This window comes from Streptomyces sp. NPDC007189 (assembly GCF_040703635.1).
Classification (GTDB): domain Bacteria; phylum Actinomycetota; class Actinomycetes; order Streptomycetales; family Streptomycetaceae; genus Streptomyces.
The window spans coordinates 138,148-154,311 of the sequence record NZ_JBEYEY010000011.1; the positions used below are offsets into that span (position 1 = coordinate 138,148).

15 protein-coding genes are annotated in these 16,164 nt (G+C 71.5%); all 15 read right to left on the reverse strand.

Features of this window, described 5'->3' with window-relative positions:
* Positions 1 to 50: 50 nt before the first annotated feature.
* The 15 genes from relA to pgsA all read right to left on the reverse strand — a co-directional run bounded on the left by relA (position 51) and on the right by pgsA (position 15,947).
* The gene (gene relA, locus AB0950_RS22850) at positions 51 to 2,585 is read right to left on the reverse strand and encodes a GTP pyrophosphokinase (RefSeq protein WP_366779310.1); all 2,535 of its coding nucleotides are present in this window, start codon (positions 2,583 to 2,585) and stop codon (positions 51 to 53) included.
* 724 nt (positions 2,586 to 3,309) lie between these two features.
* Positions 3,310 to 3,849, reverse strand: a complete 540-nt coding sequence (locus AB0950_RS22855) for an adenine phosphoribosyltransferase (RefSeq protein WP_360573913.1) — start codon at positions 3,847 to 3,849, stop codon at positions 3,310 to 3,312.
* Positions 3,846 to 4,946: a protein translocase subunit SecF gene (gene secF / locus AB0950_RS22860; protein ID WP_360573915.1), complete on the reverse strand. Its 1,101-nt coding sequence runs from the start codon at positions 4,944 to 4,946 to the stop codon at positions 3,846 to 3,848. The genes AB0950_RS22855 and secF overlap by 4 nt, the downstream gene beginning before the upstream one ends.
* A 3-nt stretch (positions 4,947 to 4,949) precedes the next feature.
* Positions 4,950 to 6,758: a protein translocase subunit SecD gene (gene secD / locus AB0950_RS22865; protein ID WP_360157415.1), complete on the reverse strand. Its 1,809-nt coding sequence runs from the start codon at positions 6,756 to 6,758 to the stop codon at positions 4,950 to 4,952.
* A gap of 140 nt (positions 6,759 to 6,898) precedes the next feature.
* Positions 6,899 to 7,402: a preprotein translocase subunit YajC gene (gene yajC / locus AB0950_RS22870; RefSeq protein ID WP_360157412.1), complete on the reverse strand. Its 504-nt coding sequence runs from the start codon at positions 7,400 to 7,402 to the stop codon at positions 6,899 to 6,901.
* Between the two features lie 189 nt (positions 7,403 to 7,591).
* The gene (ruvB, locus tag AB0950_RS22875; protein ID WP_360157409.1) at positions 7,592 to 8,686 is read right to left on the reverse strand and encodes a Holliday junction branch migration DNA helicase RuvB; all 1,095 of its coding nucleotides are present in this window, start codon (positions 8,684 to 8,686) and stop codon (positions 7,592 to 7,594) included.
* Positions 8,687 to 8,709: 23 nt separating this feature from the next.
* On the reverse strand, positions 8,710 to 9,312 hold the full coding sequence (gene ruvA / locus AB0950_RS22880; protein ID WP_360157406.1) for a Holliday junction branch migration protein RuvA: 603 nt from the start codon (positions 9,310 to 9,312) through the stop codon (positions 8,710 to 8,712).
* Positions 9,309 to 9,848, reverse strand: a complete 540-nt coding sequence (ruvC, locus tag AB0950_RS22885; RefSeq protein WP_360573917.1) for a crossover junction endodeoxyribonuclease RuvC — start codon at positions 9,846 to 9,848, stop codon at positions 9,309 to 9,311. The genes ruvA and ruvC overlap by 4 nt, the downstream gene beginning before the upstream one ends.
* Positions 9,849 to 9,975: 127 nt before the next feature.
* A complete protein-coding gene (locus AB0950_RS22890; RefSeq protein WP_360157400.1) occupies positions 9,976 to 10,728 on the reverse strand; it encodes a YebC/PmpR family DNA-binding transcriptional regulator in 753 nt (250 codons plus the stop codon).
* Positions 10,729 to 10,805: 77 nt separating this feature from the next.
* Positions 10,806 to 11,414 carry a pyridoxal 5'-phosphate synthase glutaminase subunit PdxT gene (gene pdxT / locus AB0950_RS22895; protein WP_360157397.1) on the reverse strand — a complete coding sequence of 203 codons (609 nt, stop codon included), beginning with the start codon at positions 11,412 to 11,414 and terminating at the stop codon, positions 10,806 to 10,808.
* A gap of 30 nt (positions 11,415 to 11,444) precedes the next feature.
* Positions 11,445 to 12,350: a pyridoxal 5'-phosphate synthase lyase subunit PdxS gene (gene pdxS / locus AB0950_RS22900; protein ID WP_360157394.1), complete on the reverse strand. Its 906-nt coding sequence runs from the start codon at positions 12,348 to 12,350 to the stop codon at positions 11,445 to 11,447.
* A 152-nt stretch (positions 12,351 to 12,502) separates the two neighbouring features.
* On the reverse strand, positions 12,503 to 13,045 hold the full coding sequence (locus AB0950_RS22905; RefSeq protein WP_360573919.1) for a hypothetical protein: 543 nt from the start codon (positions 13,043 to 13,045) through the stop codon (positions 12,503 to 12,505).
* A 120-nt stretch (positions 13,046 to 13,165) separates the two neighbouring features.
* Complete coding sequence (locus AB0950_RS22910) at positions 13,166 to 14,329, reverse strand: glycosyltransferase family 4 protein (RefSeq protein WP_360157388.1); 1,164 nt, start codon at positions 14,327 to 14,329, stop codon at positions 13,166 to 13,168.
* Positions 14,326 to 15,234 carry a phosphatidylinositol mannoside acyltransferase gene (locus AB0950_RS22915; protein WP_360157385.1) on the reverse strand — a complete coding sequence of 303 codons (909 nt, stop codon included), beginning with the start codon at positions 15,232 to 15,234 and terminating at the stop codon, positions 14,326 to 14,328. The genes AB0950_RS22910 and AB0950_RS22915 overlap by 4 nt, the downstream gene beginning before the upstream one ends.
* Positions 15,231 to 15,947 (reverse strand): phosphatidylinositol phosphate synthase, encoded by a 717-nt coding sequence (pgsA, locus tag AB0950_RS22920; RefSeq protein ID WP_360157741.1) that lies wholly within the window; start codon positions 15,945 to 15,947, stop codon positions 15,231 to 15,233. Before pgsA ends, AB0950_RS22915 begins: the two co-directional genes overlap by 4 nt.
* Between the last annotated feature and the right edge of the window lie 217 nt (positions 15,948 to 16,164).

A 16,164-nucleotide genomic window follows, 5' to 3' on the forward strand; every position in this document is an offset into this window, starting at 1 on the left:
GGCCTTTTCCGTGGCTGTCGACGGACGCGTCGACGGACGCGTTGACGGCGTTACGACCGGCTGCGTCCCGAGGTCACGCGGTAGACGTCGTACACGCCCTCCACGCCCCGTACGGCCTTCAGGACGTGCCCGAGGTGCTTGGGGTCGCCCATCTCGAAGGTGAAGCGGGAGGTGGCCACCCGGTCGCGGGAGGTCTGGACGGCCGCGGAGAGGATGTTGACGTGCTGGTCGGACAGCACGCGGGTGACGTCCGAGAGCAGCCGGGAGCGGTCCAGCGCCTCGACCTGGATGGCGACCAGGAAGACCGAGGACTGGGTGGGCGCCCACTCGACGTCGAGGATGCGCTCCGGCTCGCGGGAGAGCGAGTCGACGTTCACGCAGTCGCTGCGGTGCACCGAGACGCCGCTGCCGCGCGTGACGAACCCGATGATCGGGTCGCCCGGCACGGGCGTGCAGCAGCGGGCCAGCTTGACCCACACGTCCTCGACGCCCTTGACCACGACGCCCGGGTCGGCGGTGGAGCGGCGCTTGCGGCCCCGGCTGCGGGACGGCGGGACGGTCTCGTCGATCTCCTCGGTGGCCGCTTCCTCGCCGCCGAGGGCCTGGACGAGCTTCTGCACGATGTTCTGCGCGGAGACATGGCCCTCGCCGATCGCCGCGTACAGGGCGGAGATGTCCGAGTAGCGCATCTCGTGCGCGAGCGTGACGAGGGAGTCGCCGGTGAGGATGCGCTGAATCGGCAGGTTCTGCTTGCGCATCGCCCGGACGATGGCGTCCTTGCCCTGCTCGATCGCCTCGTCCCGGCGCTCCTTGGAGAACCAGGCGCGGATCTTGTTGCGCGCCCGGGGCGACTTGACGAATCCGAGCCAGTCGCGGGACGGTCCGGCGCCGGGCGCCTTGGAGGTGAAGACCTCCACCAAGTCGCCGTTGTCCAGGGTGGATTCGAGCGGTACGAGGCGGCCGTTGACCCGCGCTCCTATGGTGCGGTGGCCGACCTCGGTGTGGACGGCGTACGCGAAGTCGACGGGGGTGGCGCCCGCGGGCAGCGCGATGACGTCGCCCTTGGGGGTGAAGACGAAGACCTCGTTGCGGGACAGGTCGAAGCGCAGGGACTCCAGGAACTCGCCCGGGTCCTCGGTCTCCTTCTGCCAGTCCAGCAGCTGCCGCAGCCACGCCATGTCGTTGATGGCGTCCTTGTCCTTCGCGGACGTCCTGGGCGCGTCCGTGCGGACCTTGGAGGCGCCGGCGACGGCCTCCTGCTTGTACTTCCAGTGCGCGGCGATGCCGTACTCGGCGCGGCGGTGCATGTCGAAGGTGCGGATCTGCAGCTCGACCGGCTTGCCGTTGGGCCCGATGACCGTCGTGTGCAGCGACTGGTACATGTTGAACTTGGGCATCGCGATGTAGTCCTTGAACCGGCCGGGGACCGGGTTCCATCGCGCGTGCACGGTGCCGAGGGCGGCGTAGCAGTCGCGGACCGTGTCGACGAGGACACGGATGCCCACCAGGTCGTAGATCTCCGCGAAGTCACGGCCGCGGACGATCATCTTCTGGTAGACGCTGTAGTAGTGCTTCGGGCGGCCGGTGACGGTCGCCTTGATGCGGGCGGCGCGCAGGTCGGCCTGGACCTCGTCGGTCACTATGGCCAGGTACTCGTCGCGCTTCGGCGCCCGTTCGGCCACCAGCCGTACGATCTCGTCGTACATCTTGGGGTAGAGGATCGCGAAGGCGAGGTCCTCCAGCTCCCACTTGATGGTGTTCATGCCGAGGCGGTGGGCGAGCGGCGCGTAGATCTCGAGCGTCTCGCGCGCCTTCTTCTCCTGCTTCTCGCGCTTCAGGTAGCGCATGGTGCGCATGTTGTGCAGGCGGTCGGCGAGCTTGATGACCAGCACGCGCGGGTCCTTGGCCATCGCCACGACCATCTTGCGCACGGTCTCGGCCTGCGCGGCCTCGCCGAACTTGACCTTGTCCAGCTTGGTGACGCCGTCGACGAGCAGGGCGACGGTGTCGCCGAAGTCGCGGCGCAGCTGGTCGAGGCCGTACTCGGTGTCCTCGACGGTGTCGTGCAGCAGGCCCGCCATCAGGGTGGCCGGATCCATGCCCAGCTCGGCGAGGATGGTCGTCACGGCGAGCGGGTGCGTGATGTACGGGTCGCCGCTCTTGCGCTTCTGGCCGCGGTGCCAGCGCTCGGCGACCTGGTAGGCGCGCTCGATCTGGCGCAGGGTGGAGTTCTCGATCTTCGGGTCGTTGCTGCGCACTATCCGCAGCAGCGGCTCGAGCACCGGGTTGTAGGGGTTCGCGCGCTGCACGCCGAGACGGGCCAGACGGGCGCGGACGCGGTTGGAGGAACCGGTGCGGGGCTGCGCGGCGGGCTGGCGGACCACGGGGGGCTGTGCCGGGCGCTCGGGCGGGGCCGGCTTGGGACGCGAGGCCTCGGCTGCCTTCTCGACGGGCGCGGACTGGGCGTGCTCGATCGGCCCGCGGGTGTCGTTCTTCGCGTTGGACACGTTCGGCGCGGGCTTCGCCGCGGCGGCCGAGGCGGACTCGGGCTTTGCGGCGGTCAGGTGCTGGGCCTCGTCTGGCAAGAGGACTCCTCGTGCGCGATCCGGGTCCCCCGGTCAGGCTCCGGAGATCCCATGGTAGCGATCCTGCGGCTGGTCATCGCCCTCAGCCGGAAGTGAGAACCGCCTACCTGTGAAACACGAGAGACTCCCACCGGATTCCGGGAGACGGATTCCGGGGTGATTCGGGGGCGGCCGGAGGATGTCGTGCGGGTGTCCCACGAGGGGCGTCTTCGCCGTCGGCGGGCGCGGGTGGCCTCTGGGGGCCCTGGCCGTGGATTGGGTGCGGGCGGCCTTTGGGGGCTCTGGCCGTCGGCGGGGTGCGGGCGGTCTCTGGGGGCCCGGCCGTCAGCGGGGTGCGGGCGGCCTCTGCGAACCCTGGCCGTCAGGGGGTGCGGGCGCACACCGCGGACCCTCGCCGCCGGGTGCGGGCGGCCCCCCTGCGGGCTCTCGCTGTCGCCGGGAGCGGGCGCCCTCGTGCGGGCCCTGGCCGTCAGCCGGGTGCGGGCGGTCTCTGCTAACCCTGGCCGTCAGCCGGGTGCGGCCGGGTGCACACTGCGGCCCCGCCGTCGTCGGGTGCGGCCGGGCGCACACTGCGGACCCGCCGTCGTCGGGTGCGGGCGGCCCCCCCGTGGGTCCTCGCCGTCGCCGGGTGCGGGCGGTCTCTGCTGGCTCTCTCCGGCGGCGCGGGCGGTGGGGCACGTGAAGCGGCCCGGGCCGTGGCCCGGGCCGCTTGGTGCGCATCCGTTCAGACCTGGAGCAGCGCTTCCAGCGGGGCGCCGGCCAGGGTCGGCTCCAGGCGGGGCCGGCCGCCCAGGAAGCCCAGTTCCATCAGGACGGCCAGGCCGCAGACCTCGGCGCCGGCGCGCTGGATCAGATGGATCGCGGCCTCGGCCGTACCGCCCGTGGCGAGGACGTCGTCCACGATGAGGACGCGGTCGCCGGAGGCGAGGTCCTCGGCGTGCACCTCGATCTCCGCCGAGCCGTACTCCAGGTCGTACGCCTGGCGCAGCGTCGCTCCGGGGAGCTTGCCCGCCTTGCGGACCGGGATGAAGCCCAGGCCCGCCCGGACGGCGACCGGGGCGCCCAGGATGAAGCCCCGGGCCTCCAGGCCGACGACCTTCGTCGCGCCGGTGTTCGCGGCGATCTCGGCCAGCGCGTCGGTGAGCACCGTGAACGCGGCCGGGTCCGCGAGGAGCGGGGTGATGTCCTTGAACATCACGCCCGGCTCGGGGTAGTCGGCGACGTCCCGGATACGGCTGAGCAGCAGGTCCCTGATCTCCGTCATCGGCGCTTCCCCGAGGGTCGGCCGCGGCCCCGGGTGCGGGAGGCGGGCTGGTTGCGGGGGCCCACGACGGCGGGGGCCGCGTCCTCGGAGTCGTCGGCGCTGTCGGCGGCGAGGTCCTCCTCCGCGGCGGCCTGGGCGCGCTTGGCCATGACCCGCTTGGTGAGGGCCTTCATCGCAGGCTCGCGCTCCTTGAGGTCGGCGACGAGCGGGGTGGCGATGAAGATCGACGAGTAGGCACCGGCGGCGAGGCCGACGAACAGCGACAGCGAGATGTCGTTCAGCGTGCCGGCGCCGAGGAAGCCACCGCCGATGAACAGCAGGCCGGCCACCGGCAGCAGGGCGACGACCGTGGTGTTGATGGAGCGGACCAGGGTGCCGTTGATCGACCGGTTGGCGATGTCGCTGTACGTCCAGCGGGTCTGCTTGGTGATGTCCCTCGTCTGCTCCTTGAGGCTGTCGAAGACGACGACCGTGTCGTAGAGCGAGTAACCGAGGATGGTCAGCAGACCGATCACCGTGCCCGGCGTGACCTCGAAGCCGACGAGGGCGTAGATACCGGTGGTGATGGTGATGTCGTGGATCAGCGCGACCAGGGCCGCGATGGCCATCCGCCACTCGAAGGCGATGGCCAGGTAGATCACCACGAGCACCATGAAGATGCCCAGGCCCTCCCAGGCCTTGTTGGCGATCTGCTGGCCCCAGCTCGGGCCGACCAGGTCGGCGGCGAGCTTCTCGGGGTTGAGCTTCAGGTCCTGGGCCAGTTCCTGCTTGATCCTGTCGGACTGGCCGGTGTCGATGCCGGCGATCTGGATGCGCAGGCTGCCGTTGCCGAGCTTCTGCACGATCGCCTCATGGCCGGAGGCGTCCTTGGCGTAGTTCTCCGCCTGGGTCACCGAGGTGCTCATGTGGGTCGGCGTGGTGAAGACCGCGCCGCCCTTGAACTCGATGCCCATGTTCAGGCCGCGCACCGCCAGGCCGACGATGGCCGTGATGGTGATCAGGATGGAGACGCCGTACCAGATCTTGCGCTTTCCGACGAAGTCGTACGAGATCTCGCCGCGGTGCAGTCGAGCGCCGAGGTTGCCGAGTTTCGACATCGCTCAGACCTCCTTCGGGTCGACAGGGCCGGTGACGGGACCGGCGGGGCGGCGGGTGCGGCGCAGCGGCGGCTTGGCACCCAGGCTCTTCGGGTCCAGGCCGGACCACTTGTGGCCGCTCGCGAAGAACCTGCGGCGGGCGAGGAGCGTCATCAGCGGCTTGGTGAACAGGAAGACGACGACGACGTCGAGCAGGGTGGTCAGGCCGAGCGTGAACGCGAAGCCCTGGACCTTGCCGACGGTCACGATGAACAGGACGGCGGCGGCGAGGAACGACACGAAGTCGGAGACGAGGACGGTGCGCCGGGCGCGCGGCCAGGCCCGCTCGACGGCGGGGCGCAGCGAGCGGCCCTCGCGGATCTCGTCCCGGATGCGTTCGAAGTACACGATGAACGAGTCCGCGGTGATACCGATGGCGACGATGGCGCCGCAGACGGCGGGCAGGTTCAGCGCGAAGCCGATGGCCGGGCCGAGCAGCGACATGATCACGTAGGTGAGGATCGCGGAAACCACCAGCGAGGCCATGGCGACGAGCGACAGGCCCCGGTAGTAGACGACCAGGTAGATCACGACCAGGGCGAGGCCGATCGCACCGGCGAGCAGACCGGCGTGCAGCTGCTCACCGCCGAGCGCGGCGGTGACGGTGGTGACGGACTGCTCCTGGAAGGACAGCGGCAGGGCGCCGTACGACAGCATGTTGGCGAGGCTCTGGGCGTCCTGCTGGGTGAAGCTGCCGGTGATCTCCGCCTGGCCGCCGGTGATGGCCTGGCTGACGTACGGGCTGGAGACGACCTCGCCGTCGAGGACGATGCCGAACTCGTTCTGCGGGGACTGGTTCTTCGCCAGCTGGCCGGTGATGTCCGCGAACTTCTTGGCGCCGCTGGAGCTGAAGTTCATCTGGACCTGCCAGCCGGAGGCGCCCTGGGTGTCGAAGACGGCCTGCGCCTTCTTCACCTCGGTGCCGTCGACGGCGGCCGGGCCGAGGACGTACTTGTACCAGGCGCCCCGGATCTGGCCGCAGGCGACCGTGGGGTCGCCGGGCTTGGCGGCGCCGCCGACCTTGGCCCGCTCGGCGGGCTTGGAGCAGTCCAGGGCGGCGTACTGGGCCTGGAGCTTGGCGGCGGCGGAACCGGCGCTGGAGGAGGCCGAGGGAGTGGCCGACGGCTTGGCGCTGCCCGAGGCCGACGTGCTCGGCGACGGGGAGGAGCCGCCCGAGGCGGAGGTGCTCGGCGACGGGGTGGAGCCGGCCTTCAGCGCGTCGGTGACGGCGCGGCCCTGGGAGGTCGCCGATGCCGTGGGGGACGCGGTGGAGGACGAGGACGCCTTCTCCTTGGAGGCGCTGGGGCTCGGGCTCGGCTTGGAGCTGCCGCTCGGGGAGGCGCTCGGCGAGGGGCTCTGCGCGGCGCCGCCGCTGGGCTCGCTGGCGAGGACCGGGCGGAAGTACAGCTTGGCGGTGGTGCCGACCTGCTGCTGGGCCTCCTTGGAGTTGGTGCCCTTGGGGATGTTGACGATGATGTTGTCGGTCCCCTGGGTCTGCACCTCCGCCTCGGAGACGCCGAGGCCGTTGACACGGCGGTTCATGATGTCGACCGCGGTGTCCATGTTGGCCTTGTTGATCGCGGACCCCTGGTCGGCCTTCGCCTTGAGCGTGATGCTCGTACCACCGGCGAGGTCGATGCCGAGACGCGGAGTGGTGTTTCCGGAGAGGAACATGCCTCCGGTGAGCGCCACGATGGCGATCAGGATGAGGGCCAGCGAGCGCCCTGGCTTGCTCTGGGCGCTCGCGCTCCGGCCCCTCTTAGGTGCTGCCACCTTCTCGTACTCCCTCTCGGGCCGCTCGCGCCGGTGGGCGCGGACGGCCATCACATGGTGTCGGGCTGCTCCGTGCGGGAAACATACGCCCGGTGGTGCGCGGGGCGGATTATGCCGCGCAGCGCACCACCGGGGCGTGACTACTTCGCGTCGGAGTCGCCGTCGGTCTTCTTCGGAGCGTCCTCCGCCTTGGCCTCGGCGGCCTCGGCCGCGTCGGTGTCGCCCTCGTCGGCGTCCTTCTTACCGAGGTCGACGGCCTTGTCGTCGGAGGCGGCGGCAGCGGGCGAGTCGGAGTCGTCGGTCTCGGTGAGGGAGGAGGCGTCGTCCGGGACGATGTCGGTGTCGGACTTCAGGTCGTGCTCGATGCCGTGGACGATGCGGTTGTACTCGTCGTCGCTGAGGACGGCGCCGATCGCGTTCTTGGCGAAGAGGAGCTCGACGCCCGGCCCGGCGTCGAGGAGGACTGTCTCCTCGTTGACCTCCTTGACCGTCGCGTAGATACCCCCGATCGTGCGGACACCGGAGCCGGGCTGCAGCTCGTTGCGCATCTGGGCGGCCTGCTGCTGCTTCTTCTTGGCCGAGCGCGTCATCAGGAACATGGCCGCGATGAGCACGATGAAGGGGAGAAGGGTAAAGGCATTCACGGGACGGGGTTTCCTTCGCGCGACCGCGACGGAGAGCGGCCTGTTGATGGGGGTGTGGGTCGGCGCCGCCCGCAAGGGCGGCATCGGCGGAGTCTAAGCGAGTCCGCGCGCATGGAACAACGCTCAGCATGGCACCTGAGTTCCTGCTCGGGCCAATGTCTGCGCCGTCCCGTATCCATCATCGCGCGGTCAGCTCCCGAACAGGTCCTGTTGTCCGTTTCCGCCGGTCGCCGAGCGGGGCGGGGTGAGGCCGAGATGCGCCCAGGCGGCGGGCGTGCCGACCCGGCCCCGGGGGGTGCGGGCGAGCAGCCCCTCGCGGACGAGGAACGGCTCGGCGACCTCCTCGACGGTCTCCCGCTCCTCCCCCACCGCCACGGCGAGCGTGGACAGGCCGACCGGGCCGCCGCCGAACAGCTTCAGCAGGGCTTCGAGGACGGCGCGGTCGAGCCGGTCGAGGCCGCGCGCGTCGACCTCGTACACGGCGAGGGCCGCCGCGGCGATGTCACGGGTGATCAGCCCGTCCGCCTTGACCTGCGCGTAGTCGCGGACGCGGCGCAGCAGGCGGTTGGCGATGCGGGGCGTGCCCCGGGAGCGGCCGGCGATCTCGGCGGCGCCGTCCGGCTCGATCTCGACGTCCAGCAGTCTCGCCGAGCGGTGCACGACCCGCTCCAGCTCGTGCGGCTCGTAGAACTCCATGTGCGCGGTGAAGCCGAAGCGGTCGCGCAGCGGGGGCGGCAGCAGGCCCGCGCGCGTGGTGGCGCCGACCAGGGTGAAGGGGGGCAGCTCCAGCGGGATGGCGGTGGCGCCGGGGCCCTTGCCGACGATGACGTCGACGCGGAAGTCCTCCATCGCCATGTACAGCATCTCCTCGGCGGGCCGGGACATGCGGTGGATCTCGTCGAGGAAGAGGACCTCGCCCTCCTGGAGGGAGGACAGGATCGCGGCGAGGTCGCCGGCGTGCTGGATGGCGGGGCCGGAGGTGATGCGGATGGGGGCGCCCATCTCGGCCGCGATGATCATCGACAGGGTGGTCTTGCCCAGGCCGGGCGCGCCGGAGAGGAGCACGTGGTCGGCGGTGGCACCCCGCGCGCGTGCGGCCCGCAGCACGAGGTCGAGCTGTTCGCGGACCTTCTCCTGGCCGATGAACTCGCCGAGGTCCTTGGGCCGCAGCGCGGCCTCGACGGCCTGGTCCTCCCGGTCGGCGACAGAGCCCACCAGCCGCTCCGCGGCGGGGCCGACGAGCGGCTCGGGGGCGGGCGTGCCGGTCGTGTCGTCCCAGTTCATGTGCGTGTGCCTTCGGCTCGGGGTCAGCGGGCGCGGTTCAGGGTCTGCAGCGCGGCTCTGAGCAGCCGGCCGACCTGCGGGGCGCCGTCGGCCTCGGCCTGGGGGGCGACCGCGGCGACGGCCTCGTCGGCCTCGCGGGTGGCGTAGCCGAGGCCGATGAGGGCCGCGTGCAGCTGGTCGCGCCAGCCCTGGGCGACCGGGGCGCCGACCGCGGGGGCGCCGACGGGTTCGCCGAGCCGGTCCTTCAGCTCCAGCAGCAGCTTCTGCGCGCCCTTCTTGCCGATGCCGGGGACGGCCGTGAGGGCCTTCTCGTCACCGGTGGCCACGGCGCGGCGCAGCGCGTCGGGGGTGTGCACGGCGAGCATGGCCTGGGCGAGGCGCGGGCCGACGCCGCTCGCGGTCTGCAGCAGTTCGAAGACCTGGCGCTCGTCGTCGTCCGCGAAGCCGTACAGGGTCAGCGAGTCCTCGCGGACGACGAGCGAGGTGTGCAGCTTGGCGCTCTGGCCGACGCGGAGCGTGGACAGCGTGTTCGGCGTGCACTGGACGGCCATGCCGACGCCGCCGACCTCGACGACCGCGGCGTCGGGGGCGAGCGCGGCGACCGTGCCGCTGACGAAGGCGATCATGCCGTACGGCCTTTCGTTGCGTGGAGTGTGTGGCGGGCGACCGCCTGCTGGAGCCGGTTCTGGGCGGGCGCACGCCAGATGTGGCAGATGGCGAGCGCGAGGGCGTCGGCGGCGTCGGCGGGCTTCGGCGGGGCGGAGAGCCGGAGCAGCCGGGTGACCATGGCGCCGACCTGTGCCTTCTCGGCCCGTCCGGAGCCGGTGACGGCGGCCTTGACCTCGCTGGGGGTGTGCAGCGCCACGGGGATGCCGCGCCGGGCGGCGCACAGCATGGCGACGGCGCTGGCCTGGGCGGTTCCCATCACCGTGCGCACGTTGTGCTGGCTGAAGACGCGCTCGACGGCGACGAACTCGGGCCGGTGCTCCTCGAGCCACTGCTCGATGCCCTGCTCGACGGCGAGGAGGCGGTGGCTGAGGTCGGCGTCCGCGGGTGTGCGGACCACGCCGACGCCGAGCATGGTGAGCGGGCGGCCGGCGACGCCTTCGACGACGCCGACACCGCACCGGGTCAGTCCCGGGTCCACCCCCAGAACGCGCACGCGCCCCTCCCTCCGACGGCCTGCCGATCCCCTGCCGATCGCCTGTTCGTGCAGGCTATCGGGTGGCACTGACAAAGCGGCGGGCCGACGGGGTGTGTCCCGTCGGCCCGCCGGCAAGCCGTGCGTGCTACGCCTCGACCTTCTCCATGATGTCGTCGCTGACGTCGAAGTTCGCGAAGACGTTCTGCACGTCGTCGCTGTCCTCGAGCGCGTCGATCAGCTTGAAGATCTTCTTGGCGCCCTCCTCGTCCAGCTCGACCTGCATGGTCGGGACGAAGTTGGCCTCGGCGGACTCGTAGTCGATGCCGGCTTCCTGGAGCGCGGTGCGGACCGCGACGAGGTCGGTCGGCTCGCTGATGACCTCGAAGTTCTCGCCGAGGTCGTTGACCTCCTCCGCGCCGGCGTCCAGGACGGCGCCCAGCACGTCGTCCTCGGTCAGCTCGCCCTTGGGGACGATGACCACGCCCTTGCGGTTGAACAGGTACGACACCGAGCCCGGGTCGGCCATGGAGCCGCCGTTGCGGGTCATGGCGACGCGGACCTCGGAGGCGGCGCGGTTGCGGTTGTCGGTGAGGCACTCGATGAGCACCGCGACGCCGTTCGGGCCGTAGCCCTCGTACATGATCGTCTCGTAGTCGGCGCCGCCGGCCTCCAGGCCCGCGCCGCGCTTGACCGCGGAGTCGATGTTCTTGTTCGGGACCGACGACTTCTTCGCCTTCTGGATGGCGTCGTACAGCGTCGGGTTGCCCTCCGGGTCGGCACCGCCCATCCGGGCCGCGACCTCGATGTTCTTGATGAGCTTCGCGAAGAGCTTGCCGCGCTTGGCGTCGATCACGGCCTTCTTGTGCTTCGTCGTGGCCCATTTAGAGTGGCCGGACATCTGCCTGTCTCCTTCGCGTAACCCATCTCTGAACGAACTCCCCCAGGCCTGAACGGCTGGGGGGACCCCCGGAGATCCTACAAGGACTCCGCGGTCCGGTTGGCGCGCACCATGTCCACGAAAAGTGAGTGCACGCGGTGATCACCGGTCAGCTCCGGATGGAACGAGGTGGCGAGCGCGTTGCCCTGGCGGACGGCGACGATGTGGCCGTCGTGCTCGGCGAGCACCTCGGCCCCGGCGCCCACGGACTCCACCCAGGGGGCGCGGATGAAGACGCCCTCCACGGGGTTGCCCGAGATGCCCGTGACGTCGACCGCGGCCTCGAAGGACTCGTTCTGCCGTCCGAAGGCGTTGCGGCGCACGATCATGTCGATGCCGCCGATGGTCTCCTGGCCCGAGCGCGGGTCGAGGATCTTGTCGGCGAGCATGATCATGCCGGCGCAGGTGCCGTAGACGGGCATGCCGTCACGCACGCGCGCGCGGAGGGGCTCCATCACGCCGAACAGGACGGCCAGCTTGGAGATGGTGGTGGACTCGCCGCCGGGCAGCACGAGGCCGTCGACCTCGGCGAGTTCCTCGGGGCGCCGCACCGGCCTGGCCACGGCGTCGGCCGCGGCCAGGGCGATGAGGTGCTCCCGTACGTCGCCCTGGAGGGCCAGGACGCCTATGACGGGTGCGTCAGTCATGTGTTTCGTGCAGTCCTCTGAGGGTGGGGATTACCAGCCGCGGTTCGCGTAGCGCTCGGACTCGGGGAGGACGTCGCAGTTGATGCCGACCATGGCCTCGCCGAGGTTGCGGGACGCGTCCGCGATGATCTTCGGGTCGTCGTAGAAGGTGGTGGCCTTCACGATGGCGGCGGCGCGCTTGGCCGGGTCGCCGGACTTGAAGATGCCGGAGCCGACGAACACGCCCTCGGCGCCGAGCTGGCGCATCAGGGCCGCGTCGGCCGGGGTGGCCACGCCGCCGGCGGAGAAGAGGACCACCGGGAGCTTGCCCAGCTCGGCGACCTCCTTGACCAGCTCGTACGGAGCGCGCAGCTCCTTGGCGGCGGCATACAGCTCGTGGTTGTCCAGGCCGCGCAGGCGGGCGATGTCGCCCTTGATCTGGCGCAGGTGGCGGACGGCCTCCACGACGTTGCCGGTGCCGGCCTCGCCCTTGGAGCGGATCATCGCGGCGCCTTCGGAGATGCGGCGCAGGGCCTCGCCCAGGTTGGTGGCGCCGCACACGAACGGGGTGGTGAAGGCCCACTTGTCGGAGTGGTTGACCTCGTCGGCCGGGGTGAGGACCTCGGACTCGTCGATGTAGTCGACGCCGAGGGACTGCAGGACCTGGGCCTCGACGAAGTGGCCGATGCGGGACTTGGCCATGACGGGGATCGAGACGGCGTCGATGATGCCCTCGATCATGTCCGGGTCGGACATACGGGCCACGCCGCCGTCCTTGCGGATGTCGGCCGGGACCCGCTCCAGGGCCATGACGGCGACGGCGCCCGCGTCCTCGGCGATCTTCGCCTGCTCCGGCGTGACGACGTCCATGATCACGCCGCCCTTGAGCTGCTCGGCCATGCCGCGCTTCACGCGCGCGGTGCCGGTCTCGGGAGCCTGGTTCTCGATGGTGGACACGGGTGACCTCACTGATGGGAAAGAGGGTTTTGTGCACTGACGAGGAAACGCGAGTGGACCAGGCCACAGCAAGGGCCAATGGCAAGCCGGTGGATCCTTTTCGGACCGGGCGGGTTCGCCCGGCGTTCAGGAGACCCGTGCAGGACGTCCGCTCAGGAGACCCGCTCCACCAGGGCCGCGGGGGGCTCGTCGTCCATCTCGAAGGCCAGCGGGAACGGCGCGTGGCCGGCCAGCCGGAACCAGCGCACCTTCCGGTGTTCGCGGAGCCTGCGAGCGGCTCCCACGGCGTCGTTGTGGAAGCGGCGGGCCATCGGGACCCTGCGGACCGCCTCCGCCAGCTCACGGGCCGCCTCCTCGCCTCCTGGGGCCTCCCGTACGGCCTCCACCTGGGCCGGCTCCCCGAAGACCGCGCGCAGCGCCTGGCTCAGCTCGCTCTCGGCGACTTCGCGCTGCTCCTCCTCGGCCTGCCGGGCCGCGTGCGCGGCCTCGTACAGCACGATCGAGGCGGCCGGGTCCAGCACGCCCGAGGTGGCCAGTTCCTGCGCGACGGAGGCCCGGCGCAGCAGCTGGGCGTCGAGCGCGGCCCTGGCGGCGTCCATCCGCACGTGCAGCCGGTCCAGCCGCCCGGCGGTCCAGCTCAGGTACACGCCGATCGCGACGAGCACGACGAGGATCCAGATCAGGGTTGCGGTCACGGCCGAAGGCTATCGGCTGCCGCCAGCCGCCCTTCAGGGCGATCCCGCACCGCCTCCGGCCCCTTCGGAGGCGTCTCGTCCGGGCCGGGCTCCGGGTGGGGCCGTACCGTCCCCGCGGCCTCAGTCGCGGGCCAGGCCGAACCGGGCCCGCAGCCCCGTCGTGCGGTCGTCCGCCGCGACCGCAGCCGCGCCGGCCGTGACCGTCTCGTAGACGGAGAGGATGTCGGCGCCGACCGTGGACCAGTCGAAGCGGCGCACGTGGGCGCTCCCGCGCCGGCGGAGCTCCGCGCGCCGGGCCGGGTCCTCCAGGAGCCGTAGGGCGGCCTCGGCGAGCGCGTCGGCGTTCTCGTTGGCGAACAGCTCGCCCGCCTCGCCCTGGTCGAGGACCTGCACGAAGGCGTCCAGGTCGGAGGCGAGCACCGGGGCGCCCGCCGACATCGCCTCGACCAGGATGATGCCGAAGCTCTCACCGCCGGTGTTGGGGGCGACGTACAGGTCGACGCTGCGCAGCAGGCGGGCCTTGTCCTCGTCGCTGATCATGCCGAGGAACTCCACCCGCGCGCGCAGTTCGGCGGGCAGGTCCGCCACGGCCGCCTCCTCGTCTCCCCGGCCGGCGACCAGCAGCCGGGTCCGCGGGCGGGCCGCCAGGATCTTCGGCAGGGCCTTCATCAGCACCGGCAGGCCCTTGCGGGGCTCGTCGATGCGGCCGATGAAGCCGATGGTGTCGCCCTGCCACTCCGGCTTCGGCTCGCCCTTGGCGAAGAAGTCCACGTCGACGCCGTTGGGGATGACCACCGCGTCCCCGCCCAGGTGCTCCACCAGCGTCCGGCGGGCGTACTCGCTGACCGCTATCCGCGCGCTGATCTTCTCCAGGGCGGCCTGCAGGATCGCGTACGCGGCGATCATCGCGCGCGAGCGGGGGTTGGAGGTGTGGAAGGTGGCCACGATCGGGCCGGAGGCCGCCCAGCAGGTCAGCAGGCCCAGGGAGGGCGAGGTCGGCTCGTGGATGTGGACCACGTCGAAGGCGCCGTCGTGCAGCCAGCGCCGTACCCGCGCGGCCGACAGGAAGCCGAAGTTCAGGCGGGCCACGGAGCCGTTGTACGGCACCGGCACCGCGCGGCCGGCCGAGACGACGTACGGCGGCAGCGGGGTGTCGTCGTCGGCCGGGGCCAGGACGGAGACGTCGTGGCCGAGCCGCAGGAAGTACTCGGCGAGGTCGCGGATGTGGAACTGGACGCCACCGGGCACGTCCCAGGAGTACGGGCAGACGATCCCGATTCTCACGAGGGTCCCTTCGCGGGGTCGAGGTCGGCGAGCCACAGCCGCTGGAGCATGTGCCAGTCCTCCGGGTGCTCGGCGATGCCGCCGGCGAAGGCGTCGGCCAGCGCCTGTGTCATGACAGACGTCTTCTCGGCGCGCGTACCTGACTCGGGTACCTCGACCGGGGGGTGCACACGGCCCTGCATGACGGGCGAGCCGTCGTACCAGAGGGTGACCGGCAGCAGCAGCGCGCCGGTCTGCTGGGCGAGCAGGGCCGGTCCCGCGGGCATCCGGGTCTTCTCGCCGAAGAACTCGACCTCGACGCCGGAGGCGGACAGGTCGCGGTCGGCGACCAGGCAGACCAGGCCGCCGTCGCGCAGCCTGCGGGCCAGGGTGCCGAACGCGGAGCCGCCGCTGTGCGGCAGGACCTCCATGCCGAGGCCCTCGCGGTAGGCGACGAAGCGGTCGTACAGCGTCTCGGGCTTCAGCCGTTCGGCGACCGTCGTGAACGGCGTCTCCAGCGCGGTGGTGACCCAGGCTCCGGCGAGGTCGTAGTTGGCCATGTGCGGCAGGGCCAGGACCACGCCCTTGCCGGCGGCCAGCCCGTCGGTGAGGAAGTGCAGGTCCTTGGGGTCGAAGCCCGACTTCACGCGCTCGCGGCTCCAGGCCGGCAGCCGGAAGGACTCCATCCAGTAGCGCAGGTACGAGCGCATGCCCGCGCGGGACAGCTCGCGCAGGCGCTCGGGGCCGGCGCCGGGCAGCACGCGCGCGTAGTTGGACTCCAGGCGCTGCACGCCCTTGCCGCGCTGCCTCCAGGCGAGGTCGGCGATGGTCTGCCCGAGGCGGACCGCGACGGGTTCGGGGAGTTTCTTGACGGTGCTCCAGCCGAGCCCGTACAGCCCGTCGGTGAGCCGTTCGCCGGCGCTCACTTCGCCGCCTCGGCGCTGTGCTGGGCGGCCGCCTCCGCCTCGGCGGACTCGCGGCGGACGGTGACGACGCGCTGGACCAGCGTGACCAGGCTGCCGGCGGCGACGATCCACAAGGCGATCGGCAGCAGCCACTGGATACCCGGCACACCGAATGTGTGCAGGCCCGCCAAACCGGCTGCGACCAGCGAGATCACCAGCCGCTCGGCGCGTTCCACGAGCCCGTTGACGGCGACCGGCAGCCCGATGGACTCGCCGCGCGCCTTGGTGTACGACACCACCTGGCCGCTCGCGAGACAGAAGATCGAGACGGCGCACAGGACGTTGTTGTTCCCGTGGCCCGCGTACCAGAGCGCGAAACCGCCGAAGATGGCGCCGTCCGCGACCCGGTCGAGGGTGGAGTCGAGGAAGGCGCCCCAGCGGCTGGAACGGCCCAGCTGGCGGGCCATGTTGCCGTCGACCAGGTCGGAGAAGACGAACAGGGTGATCACGACCGTGCCCCAGAAGAACGCGCCCCGGGGGTAGAAGACCAGCGCTCCCGCGACCACACCGGCCGTGCCGATGAGCGTGACCGTGTCGGGGCTGACGCCCCTGCGGATGAGAAACGCGGCGAACGGTGTGAGGACACGCGTGAAGAATGCACGCGCGTACTTGTTCAGCATGGCCTTCCCGACGGTCGTGTCGCCGTGGCCCCTGGTGGCCTCCGGCTGGCCCATCGTAGCCACGCGCGCGTGTGCGTGGCGGGCGGGCACCCGCAGCCGGTGGCGCGGACCGGTGCGCGCCACCGTGCGCGGGGTGCGCGGGGCGGCGTCGCGGGGCCGCGGCTGTCGTTCGTATGGACGCAGCGTGACGGGAGTGGAAAGCTCGAATAACCGCGGGCGTCGCCGGAGCCGCCAGTGCACGCGGGTCCCGCGTGTCCGCGCCCACAGTGAC